This is a genomic window from Mesorhizobium comanense (genome assembly GCF_005503535.1).
GTDB classification, from domain to species: Bacteria; Pseudomonadota; Alphaproteobacteria; order Rhizobiales; family Rhizobiaceae; genus Mesorhizobium; species Mesorhizobium comanense.
The window spans coordinates 200,302-224,942 of sequence record NZ_SCNN01000012.1; the positions used below are offsets into that span (position 1 = coordinate 200,302).

General features: G+C 60.8%; 17 protein-coding genes. 6 read left to right on the top strand and 11 right to left on the bottom strand.

Annotation, left to right across the window (positions count from 1 at the left end; all coding sequences use genetic code 11):
* Positions 1 to 9: 9 nt before the first annotated feature.
* The 11 genes from FFS37_RS21135 to FFS37_RS21185 all read right to left on the bottom strand — a co-directional run bounded on the left by FFS37_RS21135 (position 10) and on the right by FFS37_RS21185 (position 12,980).
* Positions 10 to 771: a 3-ketoacyl-ACP reductase gene (locus FFS37_RS21135; RefSeq protein WP_137932910.1), complete on the bottom strand. Its 762-nt coding sequence runs from the start codon at positions 769 to 771 to the stop codon at positions 10 to 12.
* 208 nt (positions 772 to 979) lie between these two features.
* Positions 980 to 2,494, bottom strand: coding sequence for an FAD-dependent oxidoreductase (locus FFS37_RS21140; RefSeq protein WP_137932911.1), 1,515 nt, complete (start codon positions 2,492 to 2,494; stop codon positions 980 to 982).
* A gap of 104 nt (positions 2,495 to 2,598) precedes the next feature.
* Positions 2,599 to 3,714 carry an ABC transporter ATP-binding protein gene (locus tag FFS37_RS21145; RefSeq protein WP_137932912.1) on the bottom strand — a complete coding sequence of 372 codons (1,116 nt, stop codon included), beginning with the start codon at positions 3,712 to 3,714 and terminating at the stop codon, positions 2,599 to 2,601.
* A gap of 4 nt (positions 3,715 to 3,718) precedes the next feature.
* The gene (locus FFS37_RS21150; protein WP_137932913.1) at positions 3,719 to 4,675 is read right to left on the bottom strand and encodes a carbohydrate ABC transporter permease; all 957 of its coding nucleotides are present in this window, start codon (positions 4,673 to 4,675) and stop codon (positions 3,719 to 3,721) included.
* Positions 4,672 to 5,628 carry a carbohydrate ABC transporter permease gene (locus tag FFS37_RS21155; protein ID WP_137932914.1) on the bottom strand — a complete coding sequence of 319 codons (957 nt, stop codon included), beginning with the start codon at positions 5,626 to 5,628 and terminating at the stop codon, positions 4,672 to 4,674. Before FFS37_RS21155 ends, FFS37_RS21150 begins: the two co-directional genes overlap by 4 nt.
* A gap of 74 nt (positions 5,629 to 5,702) precedes the next feature.
* A complete protein-coding gene (locus FFS37_RS21160; protein ID WP_137932915.1) occupies positions 5,703 to 6,956 on the bottom strand; it encodes an ABC transporter substrate-binding protein in 1,254 nt (417 codons plus the stop codon).
* 58 nt (positions 6,957 to 7,014) lie between these two features.
* Positions 7,015 to 8,526 (bottom strand): aldehyde dehydrogenase family protein, encoded by a 1,512-nt coding sequence (locus tag FFS37_RS21165; protein WP_137932916.1) that lies wholly within the window; start codon positions 8,524 to 8,526, stop codon positions 7,015 to 7,017.
* A 15-nt stretch (positions 8,527 to 8,541) separates the two neighbouring features.
* Positions 8,542 to 9,318, bottom strand: coding sequence for an enoyl-CoA hydratase/isomerase family protein (locus FFS37_RS21170; RefSeq protein WP_137932917.1), 777 nt, complete (start codon positions 9,316 to 9,318; stop codon positions 8,542 to 8,544).
* Positions 9,311 to 10,912: an acyl CoA:acetate/3-ketoacid CoA transferase gene (locus tag FFS37_RS21175; protein ID WP_137932918.1), complete on the bottom strand. Its 1,602-nt coding sequence runs from the start codon at positions 10,910 to 10,912 to the stop codon at positions 9,311 to 9,313. The genes FFS37_RS21170 and FFS37_RS21175 overlap by 8 nt, the downstream gene beginning before the upstream one ends.
* Positions 10,909 to 11,925: a Gfo/Idh/MocA family protein gene (locus tag FFS37_RS21180; protein ID WP_137932919.1), complete on the bottom strand. Its 1,017-nt coding sequence runs from the start codon at positions 11,923 to 11,925 to the stop codon at positions 10,909 to 10,911. The genes FFS37_RS21175 and FFS37_RS21180 overlap by 4 nt, the downstream gene beginning before the upstream one ends.
* The gene (locus FFS37_RS21185; RefSeq protein WP_137932920.1) at positions 11,922 to 12,980 is read right to left on the bottom strand and encodes a LacI family DNA-binding transcriptional regulator; all 1,059 of its coding nucleotides are present in this window, start codon (positions 12,978 to 12,980) and stop codon (positions 11,922 to 11,924) included. The genes FFS37_RS21180 and FFS37_RS21185 overlap by 4 nt, the downstream gene beginning before the upstream one ends.
* Positions 12,981 to 13,221: 241 nt before the next feature.
* Between FFS37_RS21185 and FFS37_RS21190 the strand changes: the two genes are divergently transcribed.
* From FFS37_RS21190 to FFS37_RS21215, 6 genes are all read left to right on the top strand, one after another.
* Entirely contained in the window at positions 13,222 to 14,376 is a 1,155-nt protein-coding gene (locus tag FFS37_RS21190; protein WP_137932921.1) for a dihydrodipicolinate synthase family protein, read from the top strand.
* A 100-nt stretch (positions 14,377 to 14,476) separates the two neighbouring features.
* Positions 14,477 to 15,544, top strand: coding sequence for a GDP-mannose 4,6-dehydratase (gene gmd / locus FFS37_RS21195; protein WP_137932922.1), 1,068 nt, complete (start codon positions 14,477 to 14,479; stop codon positions 15,542 to 15,544).
* 14 nt (positions 15,545 to 15,558) lie between these two features.
* Complete coding sequence (fcl, locus tag FFS37_RS21200; protein WP_408631444.1) at positions 15,559 to 16,527, top strand: GDP-L-fucose synthase; 969 nt, start codon at positions 15,559 to 15,561, stop codon at positions 16,525 to 16,527.
* A complete protein-coding gene (locus tag FFS37_RS21205) occupies positions 16,472 to 17,953 on the top strand; it encodes a hypothetical protein (protein WP_232375727.1) in 1,482 nt (493 codons plus the stop codon). The genes fcl and FFS37_RS21205 overlap by 56 nt, the downstream gene beginning before the upstream one ends.
* A gap of 313 nt (positions 17,954 to 18,266) precedes the next feature.
* Positions 18,267 to 22,325 carry an Eco57I restriction-modification methylase domain-containing protein gene (locus tag FFS37_RS21210; protein WP_137932923.1) on the top strand — a complete coding sequence of 1,353 codons (4,059 nt, stop codon included), beginning with the start codon at positions 18,267 to 18,269 and terminating at the stop codon, positions 22,323 to 22,325.
* A gap of 131 nt (positions 22,326 to 22,456) precedes the next feature.
* A complete protein-coding gene (locus FFS37_RS21215; protein WP_137932924.1) occupies positions 22,457 to 24,262 on the top strand; it encodes an RNA-directed DNA polymerase in 1,806 nt (601 codons plus the stop codon).
* The last annotated feature ends 379 nt before the right edge of the window (positions 24,263 to 24,641 follow it).

Below are 24,641 nucleotides of genomic sequence, written 5' to 3' on the forward strand. Positions count from 1 at the left end.
CTCATCCATTCACAGCCGCGGCACCGAGAGCGCGCCGTCGACATTGATGATCGAGCCGGTCGAGAAACCGAGCTTTCCGGTGGCAAGCGTCGCCACCGCGGCGCCGATGTCGGAAGCCTCGCCCCAGCGCTTGGCCGGCACCAGCCCGTTGTCGATCAAGGCATCGTATTTTGCCGTCACGCCCGCGGTCATGTCGGTGCGGATGATGCCCGGCCGCAGTTCGAACACGCCGATACCTTCGGAAGCGAGCCGCAGCGCCAGGTTCTTCACCCACATGGAAAGCCCGGCCTTCGACATGCAGTATTCCGAACGTTCCGGCGAGGCCATTTCGGCGCTCACCGAGGTAATGGTGATGATCGACCTGATATGCCCCTCGGGCTGACGCAGCATCGCCTTGGCGACGGCCTGGCTGAGGAAAACGGTGCCGCGCAGATTGATGCCGATGGCACGGTCGAAATTGTCAGGGCGCAACTCCAGCAGGTCGCCGCGCACGACGGCGCCGACGCCGGCATTGTTGACCAGGCAGTCGATGCGGCCGAAGGCGCGTGTCGCGGCTTCAACAAGGGCTGCGTGGCCTCCGAGATCCGCAATGTCGCAACTGACATAGGCGAATTTCGCACCGCGCGTGGTGATGTTTGCCGACAGCCCATCGACCGGCGCTTCGGCCAAGTCGGCGACAAGAATGTCGAAGCCGACATCGGCCAGCGCCTCGGCGCAAGCAAGCCCGATGCCGCGCGCGCCGCCGGTGACGATTGCCGCGGGGCGGGTCATTGGAGGCTAGCCTTGCATAGGTCAGCGCCGCACCTCATCGCCCTGCCGGGCACTTCTCCCCGTATAGTGACGGGGAGAAGTGTGCTGTCGCTGCGGCTTTCGCCAATTGCCAGCGTTGCAAAATGGGCGCCGGTGTTGCGGCCATCTCTCTTCTCCCCGTTTACGGGGAGAAGGTGCCGGCAGGCGGATGAGGGGCGGCGCAGACCTCTCATGCGGCAAGCTCCATCTTGCGTATATGGTCGGCGACCCGCAACGCCTGTGCCGCGATCGACAGCGCGGGATTCACCGCCGCCGATGTCGGCAGGAAACCGCCGTCGACGACGAACAGGTTGCGGTGATCCCAGGCGCGGCAAAATGGGTCGAGCGGCGCGGTTGCCTGGTCGTTGCCCATCCGCACCGTGCCGCACTGATGAGATGGCGTGCGCTTGTCGAAGGGGCGTGACAGCACGATGGGGTAGCCGCAGGCACGCAGGTTCTCGCGCATCACCTTGGTCAGGCCTTCCAGCGACTGCATGTTGGAACGGCGCCACTGCATGACGATATCCTTGCCGTCGACCATGATGCGGCTTTCGGGGTCGGGCAGGTCCTCGCACATCAGGTACCAGTCGACGGCGTGGCGGGCCATGTAGTCGAGCGCGAATTTCGGCACCGTCTTCACATTTGCCTTCAGCATGTTGCCGTCGATCTTGCCGAGAAGCTGCACGTTCCCCAGAGGTTTGCCGCCCTTGCCATCAGACAAATAGTAGTCGTTGAGCATCAGTGTCTTCTGGTAGACGCTGTCGTTACGCCGGCGCGGATCGATGGCCAGCATGGCGCTCGAATTGTGGTTCATGAAGTTGCGGCCGACCTGGTCGGAGCGGTTGGCCAAGCCCTTGCCGCCCCTGCCGTTGGCAGGCGAGGGGGAGCGCAGCAGGATGACCGCCGAATTGACCGCGCCAGCCGACAGGATCACCAGCTTCGGCATGACTTTCCTGAGTTCGCCCTTCTGGCGATAATGGACGGCGGAGATCGTTTCACCGTCCGGTGCCGTCTCGAGATATTCGACATAGGCGCCGGTCTCGAGCCGTATGTTCCCGTCCTTGAGGGCTTCCGCCAACGGCGCGGTCTGGGCGTCCATCTTGCCCTGGCCTGTGTTGGGAAAGGCGTCCCAGCCGGTCCTGCCGTCCTTCAGCCAGGTTTCGATGTCGACGCCGAGCGGCAGCGAGGCCGGATGCAGGCCGAGCCCCTTGAGCTCGGCCCGGGCGCGCGCGATCGGCGCTTCGTCGGGAACCGGCTTGTAGGTATAGGGGATCGAGTGAAAAGGCTCGGTCGGATCCTCGCCCAGCGTGCCGCGCACGCGAAACAGCTGCTCGGCCTTCGAATACCAGGGCTCGAACTCCTCATAGGAAAACGGCCATGCGGGAGAAACGCCGCCAAAGTGTTCCATGGCGGAGAAGTCCTCCTTGCGGTAGCGGATCAGCACCGCACCGAAGAATTTGGAATTGCCGCCGACATAGTAGTAATTGCCGGGGTTGAACGAGGGGCCGCCCGCCTCGCGCCACATCTCCTTCGGCCGGTAATGCCCGTCGACGAAAATGGCGCGCGTGTCTCGCGCATGCGGCGTTGCCGGCAGCGGCTCGCCGCGCTCCAGCATCAGCACGGAGGCGCCGCTGCCGGCCAGGCCGGAGGCGATCGTGGCGCCGCCGATGCCGGAGCCGATGATGACGATATCCGGATTTGCCATGGCTATAACGGGTCATCGTTTCACCGAAACGGTGATCCGCTCCATCTCCTTGTTTCAACTCAATTTCTGGCGGAAAACCGTTCCATGCTTTCCCTGAAATTGCTTTAGAGAATACGGTTCTCGGTCGCCGGGTCGAAAAACACCGCCTTGGTCAGGTTGAAGGCCAGCGGCGTGTTGGTGCCCGGCTGAATGTTGGCGTCGGCGCGCAGCCGCGCCACCACGCCCTTGCCGCCGAGATTGGTGACGGCGAACGTATCCGAACCGGCCGGCTCCACGACCTCGATATGGCAATCGGCAGTGGCGATGTGCGAGGCGTTGCGTTCGGCTCCCTCGGGATCGGTCAGCGCTTCCGGGCGGACGCCGAAGATGACCGGCTTGCCCTTGAACGCCGACAGGCCGGCAGGGGCGTTGGCCATCGGCAACGAGATCGGCTGGCGGGCTTCGCGGTCGAGCACGACGGCCAGATCGCCGCCATTGCCGCCGATCGTTGCCGGGATCAGGTTCATCGCCGGCGAGCCCATGAAATCGGCGACGAAGACATTGGCGGGGTTGTTGTAGATTTCGGCCGGCGTGCCGAACTGCTGGACCTCGCCGTCGCGCATGACCGCGATCTTGGTCGCCAGCGTCATCGCCTCGATCTGGTCGTGGGTGACATAGACGATGGTCGTGCCCGTCGTGGCGTGCAGGCGCTTGATCTCGATGCGCATGTCGACGCGCAGCTTGGCGTCGAGGTTCGACAGCGGCTCGTCGAACAGGAACAGCTTGGGATCACGCACCAGTGCCCGGCCCATGGCGACGCGCTGGCGCTGGCCGCCCGAGAGCTGGCTCGGCTTGCGGTTCAAGAGATGGCCGATCTGCAGCACCTTGGCCACCTTGTCGATCGCCTTCTGACGTTCGTCGGCCGGCACGCCACGCATTTCCATGCCGAAAGAGATGTTTCCGGCCACGGTCATGTTCGGGTAGAGCGCGTAGCTCTGGAACACCATGGCGATGTCGCGCTTGGAGGGGTGGAGGTCATTGACGGCGCGGCCGTCGATGCGGATCTCGCCCGAGGTGATCGTCTCCAGTCCGGCAATGGTGTTGAGCAGCGTGGACTTGCCGCAGCCGGAGGGGCCGACCAGAACCAGGAAGCCGCCTTTCTCCAGTTCGAGATTGATCCCCTTGAGGATCTCGACCTGGCCGAAGCGCTTCCTCAGACCGTCAATTTCAAGAAAAGCCATCGGTTTATCCTTTGACCGCGCCCGCCATCAGGCCACGCACGAAGTAGCGGCCGGCGAGAACGTAAACGAGAAGGGTGGGAAGCGCGGCGATCATCGCCGCCGCCATGTTGACGTTGTATTCGACGACGCCGGTCGAGGTGTTGACGACGTTGTTGAGCGCCACCGTCATCGGCATGGCGTCGCCGGTGCCGGCGTAAGCCGAGGCGAACAGGAAGTCGTTCCAGATGTTGGTGAACTGGTAGATGACGGTGACGACGAAGATCGGCATCGAGTTCGGCAGCATGATGCGCCGGAAGATCTGGAAGAAGGAAGCGCCGTCGACCTGCGCTGCCTTCACCAGTTCGGTCGGGAAGGCCTCGTAGTAGTTGCGGAAGAACAGCGTGGTGAAGCCGATGCCGTAGACGACGTGCACGAACACCAGATTGACCGTCGGGTTGCCAAGGCCGAAGCTGGTGCCGACCGAGTTCTGCAACGTGACACCGAAGCGGCCCAGGCTTCCCAGGATCGTCGCCATCGGCAACAGCACCGACTGGAACGGGATGAAGCAGGCGAACAGCATCAGTCCGAACACCAGCGTGTGTCCGCGAAAGCGCCATTTGGTCAGCACATAGCCGTTGAGCGCGCCGAGCAGCGTCGAGATGATGACCGCCGGGACCACCATCTTGATGGAGTTCCAGAAATAACCCTTGATGCCGGCGCAGGTGAGGCCGACGCAGGTCTGGCCCCAGGCCTTCAGCCAGGGCTCGAAGGTCGGCGCCTTGGGCAACGAAAGCATGTTGCCGTTCTGGATCTCGTCCATGGTCTTAAACGAGGTCACCAGCATGACGAACAGCGGCATCAGGTAGAACAGCGCAAACAGCGCCAGAAGCCCGTAGATGACGATGCGGTTGACGAGCTTGACGTTGATGCCGCCGGAGTCGCGGGAAGGAGCGGGGTGGGCGGGCGTGGTGACAGCGCTCATCGCGGCTTCTCCCGCAGTTCCGAATAGAGATAGGGCACGATGATGGCGACGATGGTCATCAGCATGATCACCGCGCTTGCAGAGCCCACGGCCATTTCGTTGCGCTTGAACGTGTATTCATACATGAAATTCGAAGGCAGCCAGGCCGAGCCGCCGGGGCCGCCTGACGTCAGCGCCACGACAAGGTCATAGGACTTGATGGCAAGGTGCGCGAGCACGATGAAGGCCGACAGGAAGATCGGCCGCAAGAGCGGAATGACGATGCGGCGGTAGAGCTGGAAGGTGGTGGCGCCATCGATCTGCGCCGCCTTCATGATCTCGCCGTCGATGCCGCGCAGGCCGGCCAGGAACATCGCCATGATGAAGCCCGAGGCCTGCCAGACACCGGCGATGACCACCGTGTAGATGACGAAATCCTTGTTCTTGATCCAATCGAAATGGAAGCTCGTCCAGCCCCACTGGTGCAGGGTCTGTTCGAGGCCGAGACCGGGGTCGAGGAACCACTTCCAGGCGACGCCGGTGACGATGAAGGAGAGCGCCATCGGGTAGAGGTAGATCGGCCGCAGCACGCCTTCGCCGCGGATCTTCTGGTCGAGCAGGATGGCCAGGAACAGGCCGAGCGCCAGGCAGATGGCGATGTAGAGGAAGCCGAAAATACCCATGTTGGTGATCGACGTGTACCAGCTCGATGGCGGGTCGGTGTCGAAGGTCCAGTTCCACAGCCGCTGATAGGCGCGTCCGCCAGTTATGGCGTAGGACGGAAAGGTCTTGGAGTTGGTGAAGGACAGATAGATCGTCCACAGGATGAAGCCATAGACGAAGACGATGGTGATGGCGAAGCTTGGCGCCAGCACGATCTTGGGCAAGGCATCCTGCAGCCGCGAGCGCATCGTGGCGCGTGGCCGCGTATCCTCCGGCGTCAGCTTGATCTGGCTTGTGGCAACTGTGCTCATCGGGCTCCTCCCGTCGGCGTGCGGCCGGGGAACCTTCCCCGCCGGGGCGGGGAAGGTTTTCTCAGGCGTAGTGCTTACTTGGCGTCGTCGATGGCCTTGACCAGTTCGGTCACGGCTTCGTCCGAGGTCTTGATCTGACCGTGGACGAACTTGGAGACGACGTCCTTGTAGGCATTGGCGACCGCCGGAGGCGCGCCATAGCCCTGGGCCAGCGAGCCGAACAGCGTGCCGCCCTCATTGGCCTTCTTCAGGTCGGCGATGCCCTTCTTGCCGCAAGCGTCGAAGTCGGTGTCAGGCACGTCGGTACGGGCCGGAACCGAGCCCTTCACCACGTTGAAGGCCGACTGGAAGCTCTTCGACAGGGTGGCGGTAGCCAGAGCGACCTGGGCGGCCTTGCGGTCGTCCGGAACGTTGAACATGCCGAACATGTCGGAGTTGTAGATCACCGAACCGTCGGTGCCGGGGAAGCGATAGCAGAGGAAGTCGGTGCCCGGCGTCTTGTTGGCGGCATGGAACTCGCCCTTGGCCCAGTCACCCATGACCTGCACCAGCGCATCGCCCTTGATGACCATGGCGGTGGCGAGGTTCCAGTCGCGGCCCGAGAAGTTCGGGTCGACATAGGTGACGAGCTTGGCCAAATTGTCGAACGACTTCTTCATCGTGTCGGACTTGAGCGAGGCGTCGTCGAGGTCGTTCATCGCCTTCTTGTAGAATTCCGGCCCGCCGGTCGACAGCACGACGGAGTCGAACATGGTGGCTTCCTGCCAGTTCTGACCGCCGAGAGCCAGCGGAACGACGCCGGCAGCCTTGGCCTTGTCGAGCAGGGCGACGAAGTCGTCGAAGGTCTTCGGCTCGGTGCCGCCGATCTTGTCCATCACCGCCTTGTTGATCCACAGCCAGTTGACCGAGTGGACGTTGACCGGAGCGGCGACCCACTTGCCGTCATAGACCGAGAACTTCTGCAGGGCCGCCGGAACCGACTTGTCCCAGCCTTCCTTCTTGGCGGTCTCGGTCAGGTCGCCCATGACGCCGGCGGCGGCATAGTCGAGCACGGTGTAGCCGAGCATCTGCGAAGCAGTCGGGTAGTTGCCGGCCGCGACCATCGCCTTCAGCGCGGTCATGGCGGCGTCGCCGCCGCCGCCGGCAACGGGCACGTCCTTCCAGGCGTAGCCTTCCTTGGCGAGATCCTGCTTGAGCACGTTGAGGGCAGCCGCTTCGCCGCCCGACGTCCACCAATGCAGCATCTGCACTTCCTTGACGTCCTCGGCATGGGCCGCGAAAGCAAGGCCCGATGCGAGAGCCGTTCCGATAAGCAGTTTGCGCAACATGTAGTACCTCCCTTGTTGCAGTCACATAACCGGCGGATGTCCGCCGGGGTCTCCCAACTCAGCCGACCCACCATCCGGTGCGCTGGCCGCGATGAAACTGGATTGTCTTTTCCTCGGTATAATCCTCGACGGCGCGTTTGCCGAGTTCGCGTCCAAGGCCGGATTGCTTGTAGCCGCCGAAAGGCAGCTCCGGATAACCTTCCATGAACGTGTTCACCCAGACCGTCCCCGAACGCACGCCCCGCGCCACCGACATGCAGGTGTCGATATTGGCGCTCCACACTCCCGCCGACAGACCATAGGGCGTGTTGTTGGCGATGTGCAACGCCTTTTCAATCGTTTCAAAAGTCAGCACCGAAAGCACCGGTCCGAATACTTCCTCGCGCGCGATCGCCATGTCCTCTGTAACGTTACGAATGATCGTGGGATCGAGATACTGGCCGGCATTCGAAGGGATCCGCGCGCCACCGCTGAAAACGTTGCCGCCATCGGTTTTTGCCGCCGAAACATAGCCGGCTACTTTTTCCATGTGGTCGGCCGAGATCATGGCACCGACCTTGGTGCGATCATCAAGCGGATCGCCGACCGTTACCCTCGAAGCAAGCGCCCTGACGGCAGCCAGGAAGTCATCGGCGATCGCCTCGTGCACGATCAGCCGGCTGCCGGCATTGCAGCATTCGCCGGCGTTGAAGAAGCCGCCGAACACCGCCGCGTCGGCGGCGGCTTCGAGGTCGGCGTCGGGAAAGACGATCTGGCCGTTCTTGCCGCCGAGCTCCATCGAGACCTTCTTCAGCGTGCCGGAAGCGGCGGCCATCGTCATCTTGCCGACGCGTGTCGAGCCGGTGAAGGACACCATCTCGACCAGGGGATGGCTCACCATCGGCGCGCCGACGTCATTGCCGAGGCCGGCCAGGATGTTGACGACGCCGGCCGGCAGGCCCGCGTCGAGCAGGATGTCGCCGAGCACGAATGTCGAGGCCGAGGTCATCTCGCTCGGCTTGACCACGGTGGTGCAGCCGGCGGCGAGCGCGAAGGGCAGTTTCTGGCTGACGATCAGGAATGGGAAATTCCACGGCGTGATGATCGAGACGACGCCGATCGGCTCGCGCAGCACGACGCCCAGCATGGCATCGCCGAGATTGGCGTAGCTTTCGCCATGCAGCGTGCGGGCAAGTGAGGCGGCGTAACGCCAGATGTCGACGGCACCGCCGATCTCGCCGCGCGCCTGGGCGATCGGCTTGCCCGATTCCAGGGTATCGAGCCTTGCGATCTCCTCGAGCCGGGTCTCGATGAGGTCGGCCGCCTTGAGGAGGATCGCGGCGCGCTCGGCGGCCTTCATGCGCGGCCATGGTCCGGTCTCGAATGCCTTGTGCGCAGCCTGCACGGCGGCTTCCACTTCCGCCGCGCCGGCCTGTGCGTAGCGCGAGACGGTGAAGCCGTGGCCGGGGCTCTTGCGCTCAAGCAGGCGGCCGTCGCGGGCATCGGCATGCTTGCCGTCTATCAGCAGCTTGTAGGTCTTCGGCGCCGCCGACGCCTCGGCCGGCATGGAAATGTTGAGGGGGGCGTTCATGGGCGTCACTTTTCTCTATGATCTTGAAAATGCTGGCTTCTGCTTGGCCTTGAAGGCACCGACGCCAGCCTTGAGATCGCCGGTCAGCGCAATGAACCCGCTGGCCAGTGCCTCCGTGGCCGCAGCGCTTTCCTCGCCTTCGGCGACGGCGATCATCAGCTTGGTGGCTTCGGTCGCGAGCGGGCCGCGCTCGGCGATTTTTACCGCCCAGGCCTTCGCTTCGTCCAACGCCTTGCCGGTCTCGACGACGCGATCGACGACGCCAAGGGCCAGTGCGTCCGCCGCCAGGAAAATCTCGCCTCCCAGCGCCATGCGCCGCGCGGTCTGGGCGCCGAAGCGGCGCACCGCGCGTTGCGTGCCCGACCAGCCGGGTACGACGCCGATCGAGGTCTCGGGGAAGCCGAGCTTGACCTGGGTCTCGGCGACGCGGAAGTCGCAGGCCACGGCCAGCTCCAGCCCACCGCCCAAGGCGTGGCCGGACAGCACGGCGATGGTGGGCTGCCGCAGGCGCGCCAGCCGGTCGAAGACGCGGTGGCCGTAGCGAACCCATTGCACCTGGAAATCGGCGGCACTCATGGCGCCCCAGGCCTCGACATCGCCGCCGGCACAAAAGCCCTTGCCTTCGCCGCGGATGAGGACGACGCGCACGCCTTCGGCGAGTTCCGCCTCGTCCAGCGCCGCCTCCAGCGCGTGCAGCATCGGGATGTCGAGCGCGTTGAATTTCTCCGGCCGGCGCAGTGTGACAACGCCGATGGCGCCGTCCCGTTCGAAGGTGACGAGCCGCTCAGCCATGCTCGCCTCCGAGCGAAGCGCCGCCATTCAGCGACAGGCCGATCAACTGGTCGCGATAGAGCGCTTCCGGGGTCGTCTTGAGATCCTTGGCGACGCCCAGCGGGATTTCCGACTGCGCCAGCACATCGCGCTGCAGGTCGATGCCCGGCGCCAGTTCCGTGACGACGAGGCCTTCGGGGGTCAGTTTCATGACGCAACGCTCGGTGACATAGGTGATGTCCTGGCCTTGAGCGACGGCGCGCTTGCCGGAGAAGGAGATGTGCTCGACTTCCGCGACGATCTTCTTGACCTTGCCCTCCTGGTCGATGCGCATGCCGCCATTGGCAAGCGACAGCTTCGCACCCGCGTTGAAGAAGCCCGAGAAAACGATCTTCTTCGCCCGCGAGGTGATGTCGACGAAGCCGCCGGCGCCGGCGGTGACATGCGGGCGCGCCGAAAGCCGGGAGACGTTGACCGAGCCGTTGCGGTCGATCTGAAGGAAGGACAGCAGCGAGGCATCGAAGCCGCCGGCCTGGAAATAGATGAACTGGTGCGGCGAGGGCATGATGGCTTCGGCGTTGGAGGCGCAGCCGAATTTGAAGTCGAGCAAGGGTACGCCGCCGACTGCGCCCTGCTCGATGACCCAGGTGACCTTGCCGTGCTGGCCTTCCTCCAGAAGGATGCGCGGCACATTGGCCGAGATGCCGAAGCCGATGTTGACGGCCATGCCGTCACGCAGTTCCATGGCGACGCGGCGGGCGATCACCTTCTGGATGTTCATTTCCGGGGTCCGGAAGGTCGACAGCGGCCGGAAGATCTCGCCCGAAATCGCCGGATCGTAAGGCGTCAGCGTCGTCTGCAACTGGTCGGGCGCGACGACGATGTGGTCGATGAGCACGCCGGGCACGCGCACGTCATGCGGCTTCAGCGTGCCGTTCTCGACGACGCGCTTGACCTGCGCGATGACGATGCCGCCATTGTTGCGGGCGGCGAGCGCCTGTTCGAGGCCGCCGAGATAGGCGCCTTCATGCTCATAGGTCAGGTTGCCGCGCTCGTCCGCTGTGGTGGCGCGGATGATCGCGACCTGCGGTACGATCGCGCGGAAATAGAGCCATTCCTCGCCGTCGAACTGCTGGACCGAAACGATCGGCTCGCTGGCCGCGGTGTTCATGGCGCAGCCCTGATGACGCGGGTCGGCGAAGGTGTCGAGGCCGACCTTGGTCAGCACACCAGGCCGCTTGGCGGCGGCCTCGCGGTGCATGTCGAACAGGATGCCGGACGGCACGTTGTAGGCGGCGACCGAATTGTCGCCGATCATCTTCCATATCTGCGGCGGCTCGGCGGAGGAGGGGCCCGACGGATAGGAGCCGCACAGGGTGCGTTTCAGCAGGCCGGGCTTTGCCAGATGGTCGATGCCCTTGATGCCGTACATGTCGCCGGCGGCGATCGGGTGGAGCGTCGTGATGTCCTTCGGATGGCCTTCCGCATCGAAGCGCTCGCCGATCGCGGCGAGCACGGCATCCGGGCAGCCAAGGCCGCTGGACGAGGATACGGAGACGACCATGCCGTCCTTGAACAGGCTGGCTGCCCGCGCCGCTGAAACGACCTTGCTCAATTCCTGCTCCCGAGTTTCGGGTCGATCTTGACGGCCTTTCCGGAGGCCGCCGATTGGAGTGCCGCTTCGGCGCATGCGAGCGACCAGATGCCGTCCTCGCCCGACGCCGATGGCTGCCCTTCGCGGCGGATCGCGGCATGGAACCGGCGCACCGACCTGACATAGAGGTCCTCGCGGTCGAAGCTCAGCTGCTCCTCGCCCTGGGTGGTGCGCAACAACACCGAGCCGTCCGGCTTCTGCGTCATCACATTGGTGGCGATCAGAGAGCCTTCGGAGCCGTGCACTTCGAAACCGGTGCCGGCGAATTTGGTCGTGAAGCCTTCATGCGATTGGGCGATGAGGCCCGACTCGAAGCGCCAGACGCACATGGCGCCATCCTCAAGGCCGCCGCCGGCCATGCCCGCCGACTGCGTGAAGCAGGAGACCTCGGCCGGATCGTCGCCCAGCACGAAGCGCAGCGTATCGGCATCATGCACTGTGATGTCGAGCACCACGCCGCCCCCCGCCTCGGGCTTGGTTATGCGCCAGCCCTGCAGGTTCTCGGGCAGGAAAACGGAATGAAAGACGCGCGCGGCGATCGGCTTGCCGATGCGGCCGGCGGCGACCGCGTCTCGCATGGCGCGATGCGCGCCGGCGTTGCGCAGGTGATGATTGGTGCCGAGCACGATGCCGGCGTCGCCGGCGGCGGCCACCATTGCGCGCGCATCGGCGCTGGTCAGCGCCAGCGGCTTCTCGCAAAGCACGTGCTTTCCCGCCTTGATGGCGGCAAGCGCCTGTTCGAGGTGGAGTTCGTTGGTGGTCGAGATGTAGACCGCGTCGATGTCCGAACCGAGCAGGGCGTTGAGATCGCCGACGGCCAGCGGAATGCCGTTTTCCCCCGCATAGGCCGTCGCGCGCTCGGCACTGGAACTCATCACCGCCGCGATCTCGCCGTTCGGCTGCGCGCGGATGGCGCCGATCATGAACTGCCTGGCGATCGTGCTGGCGCCGATCAATCCCCACCGGATGCTCATAGCGGGCCTCCCTTTCCCGGTTGCCTGTTCAGCGCCCGGCGATCCGGACCGCAGCTTTCCCGGACAACGAGATTGACCGCTCCGATATGGTCTTCGGCACGCGTGGTGCGCGACTGGATCATCTTGAGCATGACATGCGCGGCGCGTTCGCCGAGGCCAGGCGTGTCGACCGCGACGCTGGTCAGCGCCGGCATGTAGTGTTCGGCCTCGACCACGTCGTCGAAGCCGACGACGGCGAAGTCCGGACCGGGTTCAAGTCCGCGCTTGCGCAGCGCCAGCATGACGCCGAAGGCGACGGCATCGTTGAAGCACAGCGCCGCGGTCGGCGGCTCGGCCATTGCAAGCGCCGTTTCCAGGCAGGCGATGCCGCCCCTGCGGCTGGTTTCGCCTTCGACGACGAGCGCATCGCGGGCGGCGATGCCCAGTGTCTCACAGGCTTCGCGAAATCCGCCCAGGCGCTCCTGATAAACCACCAAATCCGACGACCCGCCGAAAAAGGCAAGCTGGCGGTGCCCTTTGCCGATGAGGTGAGCGGTGGCGAGGTAGGCGCCCCGGTGATTGTCCGGCGTAATCACCGGGATACGGCTTTCCGGCAGGCGGCGCATGGCGAATACGATCGGCACGCCCGCCATTTCCAGCCGTCGGAACGCGGCCGGCGTTGTGCCGCGCGCGGGCGAGACGATGAGGCCGGCGACGCCCTGTTCCATAAGCGATTTCAGAACCTCTTCCTGGCGTACCGGGTTCTCCGCCGTGTTGGCGATGAAGGGCACGATTCCGGCCGACTGGAAGACACGCTCCATGCCGACCGCCAGTTCGGCGAAGAACGGATTGGTGAGGTCGTTGATGACCATGCCGATGACATTGGAATGGGCCTTGCGCAAATTGGCGGCGCCGCGGTTGTAGACGTAGCCGACATCCTCGATCGCCTTGCGCACCTTGACCGCGGTCTCAGGCCGGATCAGCCCGCTGCCCTGGAGCACGAGCGACACTGTCGATTTGGACACGCCGGCCTCGCGGGCGATGTCGAAGATCGTCGCCTTGGCCCGGCTGGCCATCCAGATGCCTCCTCCCGATTTTTCTGCACAGAATTATTGGAACGTTCTAATCATTGCTCCAATAGAGAGTCAATCGGGATTTTTTCAAGATTCGGAAAATTGATGAGCTTGGGCTACAACCCATGACCTTAAAGAGCTGCCGCGCCGCGGCGCAGCAATTTCCTGGAAATCGTGCCGGAATCTTAAAGGTTCTTGATTTATTGGAACGTTCCATTTATAGCAGCCGACAAGGGAGAGATCCATGGATATTGCCTTGCCTGGCGAGGGTGGCCGCAGCACCCGATATACGCTTGTCGGAAAGCCGGTCCAGCCGGTTCCCGGGGCGCAGTTTTCGCGCATCGCCTATGCCGCGGCGCATGTCGTTGCCGATCCTTTCGGGATGACCGATCCATGGTCGAGGCCGGTGGTCGACTGGGACGGGACGATGGCGTTCCGGCACCATTTGTGGCGGTTGGGTTTCCGCATCGCCGAGGCCATGGATACCTCGCAGCGCGGCATGGGCTTCGACTGGGCGAGCGCCAGGGAATTGATCCGGCGTTCGATCGCCGAGGCTCGAACCGTGCCCGGCGCCGATCTTGCCTCGGGCGCCGGCACCGACCATCTGGCGCCGGCATCGGCCCGAACGCTCGGCGATGTGATCGCCGCCTACGAGGAGCAGTTCGCTTTCATCGAAGGGCTGGGCGGCAAGGCGATCATGATGGCCAGCCGCGCGCTGGCAGCCATTGCGAAAGGCCCGCACGACTACGCCGCCGTCTATGACCGCATTCTGGACCAGGCCTCCGGCAAGGTCATCCTGCACTGGCTGGGTGACATGTTCGACCCGGCGCTGAAAGGCTATTGGGGCAGCGATATCTTCGAAGGCGCGCTCGACACGGTGGTGGCGATCATCGAACGGCACGCCGACAAGGTCGAAGGCATCAAGATATCGCTGCTCGATGCCGGCAAGGAGGTCGCGTTGCGCGACCGGCTGCCGGACGGCGTGGTCATGTTCACCGGCGACGACTTCAACTATCCCGAACTGATCGCCGGCGACGGCAGGAGGCATTCGCACGCTCTGCTCGGCATTTTCGATGCCATCGCACCGGTTGCCAGCGCGGCGCTGGCAAGGCTCGCCGCCGGCGATCGTGCCGGCTACGACGCGCTGATGGCGCCGACCGTGCCGCTGTCGCGCAAAATCTTCGAGGCGCCGACAGAGTACTACAAGGCGGGCATCGTCTTCATGGCCTGGCTGAACGGCCACCAGGACCATTTCACCATGGTCGGCGGCATGCAGTCGGCGCGCGGCATCCGTCACTATGCCGAGATCTTTCGGCTTGCCGACCAGGCAGGATTGCTGGCCGATCCCGATCTGGCCGTGGCACGGATGAAAAGCCTGTGCGCCGTGGCCGGCGTCTGACCCGAACGCGATTGATCAGGAAGAATCTCCCGCGCGGGGGATTTGCGCTCGTGGCTTCAAGCTGTAATGCAGAAGCGGCGATCAGCGGGCCTGGAGTGCAATGGCAGAGAAAGTGGCCCTTATCACCGGGGCAACAGGCCAGGACGGGTCTTATCTTGCGCGGCTGCTCCTGCAGAAGGGCTATGTCGTCCATGGTATCAAACGGCGTTCGTCGTCGCTCAACACCGAGCGCGTCGACGGCATCTATGTCGATCCGCATGAAAGCGAGGTCCGGTTCTTCCTGCACTATGGCGATCTGACCGACGCCGCCAGCCTGATCCGGCTGGTGCAGGAGATCCAGCCCGGCGAGATCTACAATCTCGGCGCCCAGAGCCATGTCCAGGTGAGCTTCGAGACGCCGGAATATACCGCCAATACCGATGCGCTTGGGGCACTGAGGCTGCTGGAGGCCATCCGCATCCTGCGCCTGGAAGAGAAGGTGCGCTTCTACCAAGCCTCGACCTCGGAACTCTACGGCAGGGCGCTCGAAGTTCCGCAGTGCGAGACGACGCCCTTCCGCCCCCGGTCGCCTTATGCGGCGGCCAAGCTCTATGCCTACTGGACGACGGTGAACTATCGCGAGGCCTACGGCATGTTCGCGGCCAACGGCATTCTGTTCAATCACGAGAGCCCGCTTCGCGGTGAGACTTTCGTCACCCGCAAGATCACGCGGGCCGTCGCCTCGATCCAGCACGGGGGGAAGGAAACGCTTTACCTCGGCAATATCGACGCAAGGCGCGACTGGGGCCATGCGCGCGACTATGTCGAGGGCATGTGGCGCATCCTGCAGCAAGATGAGCCGGACGATTTCGTGCTGGCGACCGGCGAGGCGCATTCGGTGCGCGAATTCGTCGAACTGGCCTTTGCCGAGACCGGGCGGTTCGTTCGCTGGCAGGGAAAGGGCGTCGACGAAGTCGGCATCGATGACGGTTCAGGCGCGGTGCTGGTGCGCATCGACCCGCGCTATTTCAGGCCAGCCGAGGTCGATGTGCTTGTCGGCGACCCATCCAAGGCCAGGTCCAGGCTCGGCTGGTCGCATGTGACCGGATTCAAGGACCTGGTGGCGGAGATGGTGCGCTCGGATCTGGCGCGCGCCGGCGTCAACGCCAGGTCCGGCGGCCTTTCCTGACGAGAGGGCGGGTGGTGGACGGAACCTTCGACCTCAAAGGCAGTCGTGTCTTCGTGGCCGGGCATGGCGGCATGGTCGGCTCGGCCGTCGTTCGTCGGCTGGCGACCGAGGATTGCGAAATCCTCACCGCACCCCGCGAGGCGCTCGATCTGAGGGATCAGGAAGGCGTGCGGCGCTGGATGGCCGACCGCCGGCCGGACGTGGTGGTGATCGCGGCGGCCAGGGTCGGCGGCATCCTGGCCAATGACCGGTTTCCCGTCGATTTTCTGAACGACAACCTCACCTTGCAGACCAACATCATCGACAGCGCCTTCCGCAGCGACGTGCGCAAACTGCTGTTTCTTGGTTCGTCCTGCATCTATCCGAAACTGGCGCCGCAACCGATCCGGGAAGACGCGCTGCTGACCGGGCCGCTGGAGCCCACCAACGAATGGTATGCGATCGCCAAGATCGCCGGGCTCAAGCTCTGCCAGGCGTACCGGCGCCAACATGGCGTCGACTACATCTCGGCGATGCCGGCCAATCTCTACGGTCCGGGCGACAATTTCGATCTCGATGCGAGCCACGTCATCCCCGCGCTGATGCGCAAGGCGCATGCGCTGAAGGGTTCCGGCGGCAAGGCGCTGGACGTCTGGGGGTCGGGCAAGCCGCTGCGGGAGTTCCTCTATGTCGACGATGCCGCCGATGCACTGGTCTTCCTGTTGAAAAACTATTCCGGCGACAGCCACATCAATGTCGGGACGGGACAGGATATCAGTATTGCCGACCTTGCAGGCGCGGTTGTATCCGTCGTCGGGGGCGATGCCAGGATCACATTCGATCCGACGAAACCGGATGGCGCGCCGCGCAAGTTGATGGATGTGTCGCGCCTGTTTGCCACGGGCTGGCGCCCTCGATACGCGCTACGCAGTGGTCTGGAACGCACATATGAATGGTTTCTCCGGCATCTTGAAAAGGGCGATCTCCGGCTCGGTCCGACATGAGGGGCGACCGCCACCGCTGATCGTGGCGACCAGAACGGATGGCCTGGGCGGGCGCCTGCTGGCCATGGCCAACGCAAAGGCGCTGGCGGACAGGCTCGGCTATCGGTTCGGGTTTACCTGGAACAGCAGGAAGATCACCGACCAGGAATCCCATACCGTAGACCTCGTCCAAAACATCTTCTGCGCCGAGTTCATCGACAGACACTGGTTGGGTGAGAAGGTCAGGGCCGCCGATTTCGATCTTGTTGGCCATGCTCCCTTCACGTCATCGGACCTTGATGGGATCGCGAGGCAGGGAAGGCGGCGCGGCTGGATCTGCAACGAATTCAATGCGCTCGATTTCTTCCGCGACGATGGTGCCGGTCCGCCCCGACGTTCCGAGGCGCTGCGCGCCTTCGGCTACGCGCCGGCTGTGCGGCGGGCGCTCGACGCCGCCGGCACATGCCGCCTGCCTGGGCCGATGGCCGCGCTGCATCTTCGCAGCGGCGACATTGTCCATGGTACTCCCCGCAGGAGGCTGGTTTTCGCCGATAAGGTCATCCCATCGACGCTCGCCAAGGCGATCGTGTCGGAACTGTCGTCAAAAGGCCTGACGACCCTGCTCGTCGGTCAGGATCGCGCCGTGCTCGATTATCTCCAGGCGGAAACCGGCGCGTTGCGGACAGAGGATTTCGGCGCCGGCGACTTCAAGGACGAAGCGCTTAACGCGTTCTTCGAAATGGCGCTGATGGCAAGATGCCAGGAGATCCATGCCGGCAAGAGCATTTACGCGGTCGTTGCATCCGTCATGGGCGATGTGCCCTGCGTCGGTCCCGGCGCGCTGTTCGGCAACCAACGGGCGGCGAACTTCGTCCTGGAAGAATTGCGGGCAAACGAGGCGGACTACCATCCGCGCGAGGCCGCCTTTGGCTATCAGTGGGCGTTTCTCACCCTGGAGGGCGAAACCAGCCCGACACATGCGCGGGAATTCCTGAAGAAGGCGCAGGTCCTCGATCCCGAGAACGATGCCTATGACCTGAAAGTGGCGGCCGCCTATTTCCGCGACGGAGATTATCCAGCCGGAGAAGCGATCTTGAAATCGCGCCTGGTGAGCCAATCTCCACGGCGCTCGAAGATTCCCTTGCCGATGATGGACATCATGACCAATCCGGCCGGGGGCTGGCTTGCCATGGAAAGGGACTTCGAGGTTTTCTTCGCCGCGGCAAAGGCGGGCCACCCCTACGCCATGGCGTGTTCGGCCTACGTCCTTCTCGAGGCCCTGGGGGACCAGAAGTCTGCGCTGGAAATGGCGGAAAGACTGGTGATGATCGAGCCCGGAAATCCGATCTTCCGGCGGATCAGACGACGGGTGGAGATGGGCAGGAAGCCCAAATCCAGGCTGGCCAGGGCAAGATGGCGGCTTGGTCGGCTGCGGTGGCCCCTGTAAGCGGCGACTCAGCTATCGCCTTACGGATAGAGCCGGATTTTCCGAGGTGGATGGTGGGCGTGACAAGGCCACCCACCGTCGTCTCGAAGCCCAATGTTTGCGGGCACTCCGGCAAGGCAGGGAGACAAAATGCCTCCCCTTGATGCCTCATTTCATACTACGCGAGTGGCATCTAGGCAAATGCGAGCTTTCTGATCTGCACAAGCTGGTAGCCGGTGAGATGCATGCGTGATTGGGGCGAACTTTCTCTTTGAACCCAGAGCGCTGTGATCTATCACTGGGCAAGCCGGGTGGGTGGTCGGGGGAACGCAGTTTGGTATCCAGTGCCTACAATGGAAGCTTGTTCACTAACGACTTCCTAGAAAGCTCCATAGCCGACCTGCACGACTGGCAGGTGCTCACTGATCAAGAACTAAAGTCGCTGCGGGCGACGATCAGTGGGCTATACGCCCGGTTCCCCACGAATCAGACTCCGAATGAAGCCACGACCGAAAACGATTTAATCTGGCCCATTTTGAGGGTGCTTGGTTGGGATCAGTTCCTGACCCAGCAGAACCTCACTGCCAGCGGTCGGCAGGATGTGCCAGACGCTCTCTTGTTCGTCGACGCCGCCGCCAAGAGCAGGGCCAATGCCCATCCCGAGGAATGGCGCCGCTATGAGTTCGGGGCTGCGCTAGTTGAAAGCAAACGCTGGCTTCGACCGCTCGATAGGCGTTCTGAAAAGCGCGATGAGGTTACAGCTCCATCAACACAAATGTTGCGCTATCTGCGCCGCGTGGATGATCTGACTAATGGCAGTCTTCGTTGGGGCATATTGACCAACGGTCTGCGCTGGCGATTGTACTATTCCGGGGCACAATCCATTGCTGAAGATTTCTTTGAAATCGACCTTGGGTCAGTCATGGGGCTCTCGGGCTTTGATGGGGCGACGCTCGCACTTTCATCTGAAGAGCAGGATCACTGGTTCAAGGTCTTTGTGCTCGCTTTTAGGCGGCAGGCGTTTGTTACGGGCACGGATCAACGAACGTTCCATCAGCGCGCACTCGCAGAAGGCAAATTCTATGAAGAGCGAGTTGCAAAAGACCTGTCCGACCTAGTCTTTGGATTTGTCTTTCCAACACTGGCGAAGGGTATTGCAGTTGCAGCGCCAGTCGGTACCTCCCTTCAGGAGGTCCGCGAAGCTGCCCTAATCCTACTCTATCGTCTGCTGTTCATTCTATATGCTGAGGATCGTGATCTACTTCCGGTTCGGGAAGTCCGTTACGATGACTACAGCCTAAGGGAGAAGGTTCGGCTCGACGTTAAGCGGCGCAAAGATGCCAGCGACGTGTTCTCCGCAAGCGCAGCCCGGTATTGGACCACAATCGACGATCTATGCAGAGCGATAGACGGGGGCGATTCCTCGATTGGGCTACCTCCATATAACGGTGGGCTGTTCAACCGTGAACGAACTCCCTTGCTTGCTAGCATTCGACTGGGTGATGCCCTGATCGCAAGCGTGATCGACGTACTATCATTCACCCAGGTCGATGGCCAACGACATTACATCAATTATCGCGACCTCAGCGTACAGCAACTCGGTTCGATCTATGAGCGGTTGTTGGAGCATGAGGTCGTTATGCATGAAGGCTCCGTGGAAGTTCGCCCCAACATTTTTGCCCGCAAAGGGTCTGGCAGCTACTACACGCCTGATGACCTAGTAGGGCTTATCTTGGAAGAAACGCTTCAGCCCCTCGTTGCGCGCCACACAGAGGCTTTCAGGGTGCAGGCGGAGACTTTGTCCAACCAGTCAACCGGACCGAATCGTCGAGGCTCTCTGATCCGCCTGGACCCTGCGTTGAAGCTATTGGAACTCAAAGTGTGCGACCCTGCGATGGGCTCGGGCCACTTCCTAGTAAGCCTTGTCGACAAATTGGCCGACCACGTGATCGAAGCCATGGCGGAGGCAGAAGCCGTTGTCGATTGGGGCGACTACCATTCGCCATTGGCCGACCGGATTGAGGCTATCCGCAACATCATTTTAGACAACGCTGAGAAGGGTGGCTGGTCTGTCAACGAGGATCAGCTTGATGACCGACATATAATCCGGCGCATGGTTTTAAAGCGATGCGTGTACGGAGTTGATAAGAACCCCATGGCTGTGGAACTGGCCAAGGTTGCCCTCTGGTTACATACGTTCACCGTAGGCGCGCCACTAAGCTTTCTTGACCATCACCTCCGTGCGGGTGACAGCCTTTTTGGGTCTTGGGTCAAATCCGGAATTGAGAAGGTGGCCGCCTATGGATCCCCGCTAGTATTGCACGAACCAATTAGGACGGCGCTGCAGTCTGCCTCTCAGATGCAGATAGTCGAAGGTCTAACTGACGCGGAGATTGCGGAAGCTCACCGCTCGCAAGACATCTTCGATCAGATAAGCGACATGACCGCGCCCCTTAACGCCTTACTGTCGTTCATCCACGCGCTCGATTGGATCGATGTGCGAGATAAAGAACGCAAGCGATTGATCCAGAATTTCTTCGATGGCCAGTTTGGCGATCCCGTTGCCATTCTCCTTGGTAAGATAAGTCCGAAACCCGGTCGTGACTTCGAAGCTTTCGAACAGATTTTTCGCGAGGCAAGTGAGCTTATAACTGAACAGCGGTTCTTGCATTGGCAGGTAGCTTTTCCCGGTGTGTGGTCAAACTGGGAACAGGACGGTCTTACGGGGGGATTCGATGCGATAGTCGGCAACCCACCTTGGGATCGGATGAAGTTACAAGAGGTTGAGTGGTTCGCCGCCCGACGTCCAGAGATAGCCCAAGCGCAGCGCAAGTCGGACCGAGAGACGTTGGTCGCCGCGCTCGTAGCTCAAAATGATCCGTTGGCACGAGACTTCGAAAGGGCTAACGCTCGTGCTGAGAGCGCAGCAAGAGTGGCGCGAGTATCTGGCGACTATCCTCTGCTCTCTAGTGGCGACATCAACCTCTATGCGCTGTTTGTAGAGCGTACCGAAAGCCTTGCCAAACAAGATGGCATGGTAGGGTTGCTGGTACCAATCGGGATCGGAACTGACATCACGACCGCATCCTTCTTTTCAAAGGTTGCAGGGTCGTGTCGGTTGAAAACGTTCATTGCTTTCGAAAACAGGCGAGGCTGGCTGTTTCCCGACGTACACCATGAGGATCAGCCAACGCTATTTGCGTTTTCCAGGGCGGAAGGTACTTATCCGACGTTCAAATTCGCTGTGAAGCTGGCCCGTCTCCCGCTTGCAGATGGATCGTCGACACGGCCCCTCACACATGTGGATTGCAGACGGATAAATCCAAACACCGGAACGGTACCTATTTTCCGAAATGAGCGCGACGCAGAGCTTACCCTGAAGGTGTATCGGCATCTACCAGTGCTGGTGGACCGCAGCTCGGGGACGGCAGTCAAGTCGTGGGATGTAAGCTACCGTACGATGTTCCACATGACTAATGACAGCAAGCTGTTTCGAACGAAAGGTGAGCTTGAAGAAGTTGAAAAAGGTTACCCGTCTTCGCTAAATCACTATGGAAGTGCCTCTGGCGACTGGTTGCCTTTGTACGAAGGTAAGATGATTTCAATCTACAACCATCGTTACGCAGGTGTTCGGTCCAGTACGAGTGGAGTAAGTGGCCAAGGTGTTGCGATTCACGCCAGTATTCCTCAACTTGAAGACCCTAGCTTTTATCCCATACCCCGTTACTGGGTTGCGAACGATAAGGTCGTGTACCCGTATCAGTATGCGTTGGGCTTCAATGACATATGTAACACCAACAATCGACGCAGCCTAATCGCGGCGATCGTGCCTCGCGCAGCATACGGAAATAAGCTACCCATTCTGTCCCCAAGCTCTTCAATGCCGCCGCAGGATTTGACGCTCCTGTTGGGTAATCTGTGCTCAGTCGTTTGCGACTACATCGCAAGACAGAAGATTCAAAGCCGTAATCTTAACAAATACATCCTTGAGCAAATTCCATGTGTTCCCCCTGCCGCCTACGACGACACTAAGTTTGGGTCGAAGACCGCACGTGAGATTGTTTGCGAGGCCGTTGTAGAGCTAACTTACACGGCACATGACATGGAACCGTTTGCAATGGATATGGGCTATGTCAATGGAGATGGGACGGTAAAAACCCCCTTTACGTGGAATGAAGAGCGCAGAATTCATTTGAAGGCTAAGCTCGATGCCGTGTTCTTTCATCTCTACGGTGTTAAGGATCGTGATGACGTGCGGTACATTTATTCTACGTTCCCTTTGGTGGAAAGTGAGGAGTCGGATAGCTGGGGCGGCTACCGATCCCGGGACCTGTGCCTGCACTATATGAACGCGCTCGGTGCCGGACACCCGGATGCGGTAGTTCAAGGCTAGGCTGGAATAGCAGCGAATGCCGGTAACTGGTGAATGTCCGCTCGCGTGACATTCCTCGGGGTTTAAATGGTTAATCCCTTAGAAACACGCGAGTGTGAATATACGAACCCACGCAACAGTCTGGGACTCAGATGAAATCTCCTCGCTTCGACATTCGAGCCAGGCCACTGCGGTCAATATTCTCTGCAAATAACATCGCATCGGTATGGAAAAACAAAGTCCGCCTTTCTATGAAGCAGCAGTTTCTTGATGACGGTGTAGAGAACCTCGATTTTCACGTTTCGCATCAGCTTGAGTGTCAGAAATTGTCTCAACTCATACTTGAAGGCAGCTATGTTCCTCAACGAGCACAACGAATACTCGTCGAGAAGAGCAAAGGATTATGTCGACAAGTCGTGATTCCGAGTGTGAAAGATGCCCTAGTTCTGCAGTGCCTGTCTGATGCCCTTTACAAACAGGTTCGCAACAAGGCGCCAACAAACAAGGCGTTTTTCGAACCTAAAGAACATAAGTTCTCCAACAACAGATCCGAATATGGAACTTTTGCGTCGTGGCTAAACTTTCAAAAATCGCTTTTTAGTTTCTCAAAGACGAGGCAATACGTTGTAATCACTGACATCGCAAATTATTATGATACCATTTCATATTATCACTTGCGAAATATAATATCTAGCATAACCGATGTAGAAGAGTGTGTCTTGGACATGCTCATTTATGTTCTCAGTGATTTATTGTGGCAGCCAGACTATACGCCTCGAATTGAAGTGGGGTTACCGCAGATCGACCTTGATGCTCCAAGGCTGCTGGCCCATTGCTTCCTTTATGAACTCGATAAGTTTCTAGATAGTGATCCCAACAGGGACTTTGTGAGGTATATGGACGACATTGATATCGGGGTCGATAGCATTGTAGCTGCAAAGCAGGCCCTTAAGGATGTTGATTTGGTCTTACAAACCAAGCAGGTGAGGCTCAATAGTGGGAAAACTCAAATTCTCACCAGAGCTGAGGCGCTAGTGCATTTTCGGGTCGCGGACAATGCTAGATTAGATGCACTTACTAAGCGTGTTGACCGTCGCCTTGGAGCGGGTTTGGCTATCGAGCGGGATCGACGACTTATAACGCTGCGGATCGCAAGGGGTCTTAAGACAAAGGCCTTTGATACCGGCAATGGAGAAAAGATCTTAAAGCGATGGATCACCCTAGCGAATCGCACCAAGGCGCAAATCTCGCCTAGAAATTTGCAGCTTATTATCAGGCTCAGACCGGGGGCCAGGGAAAACGCGTATGGATATGTCCGTATGCAGCCTTTGACTCCGGCTAGAGCTGCGACACTTGCTTCTTGCGCAACGTCCGGCCTCTTTGTCGACGACGCAGCTATGGTCGATATGGCCAATAGCCTTGTGGAAACGCTGGTAGAGTCTCGACACGAAAGAGGGTTGCATATAGCCAATATCATGAACTCCACTGATCCTCAGAATTATTATGGACTATATTGTAGACTATGGCTTCAGTCCAAGTATGATAGCCAGGACAACCTTCTCCAGACAATGACGCAATACCAGCGGACGTGGATCGCGCACGAGAGGCTGGGAAGGCTCGTAGGGTCGTTCCGGCCGCTATTCTCTGGCTCGGTGCGGGCCGGTGACTATGAAGCTCTCATATTCGGCACCCAGAACACAGGTGCGCGCGATACATATAAATTTCAGTCCCGACTTTCTCGCGACGTATCGACGTTCAGTGACCTGTACCCAGCTTTGAGTAATCCCAATCCTTCCCGGGGTACGGGCATAACCCATGCCAAGTTCCTTTGCCTGCTATCCGCGCTGCAGAACCCGAATGTTCCTGTGATCCGCAAGGACAACCTTCGTACGAGAAACGCCTTGGCGTTGCGAGATGTGTACTACCGCTCGATAGCGCGGGTGGCTGGGGCACTTTGAAAATAGGACGAAATTTTTCGTGAGGATATCAATACAACCAAAGATGCGTGTTCCCCCCATGGGGCGCCTAGGATGCTCCCGTCGGATCGATGCCCACTCAGAAATCCTCAATGTGATTATCAGCTTCGGATCGAAGGCCTGCGTATAGGAGCTGGTACCCCTTAAACTATGAGCCGATGGCTTGTGCTCCCTATATGGTACTAAAAGCCGGCAGTAATTGATAGGTGAGACACTGGGCTATGATCCAGTAGTAAGTAGACCTGGTATCAGTTACATGGCTGGAGCCAGAGATCGAAGAGAACGAAGCGACCCATGTGTTACAGAAAGATACACACCATTCTTAAGATATATGTCAGACATAATAATATAACATGATAGG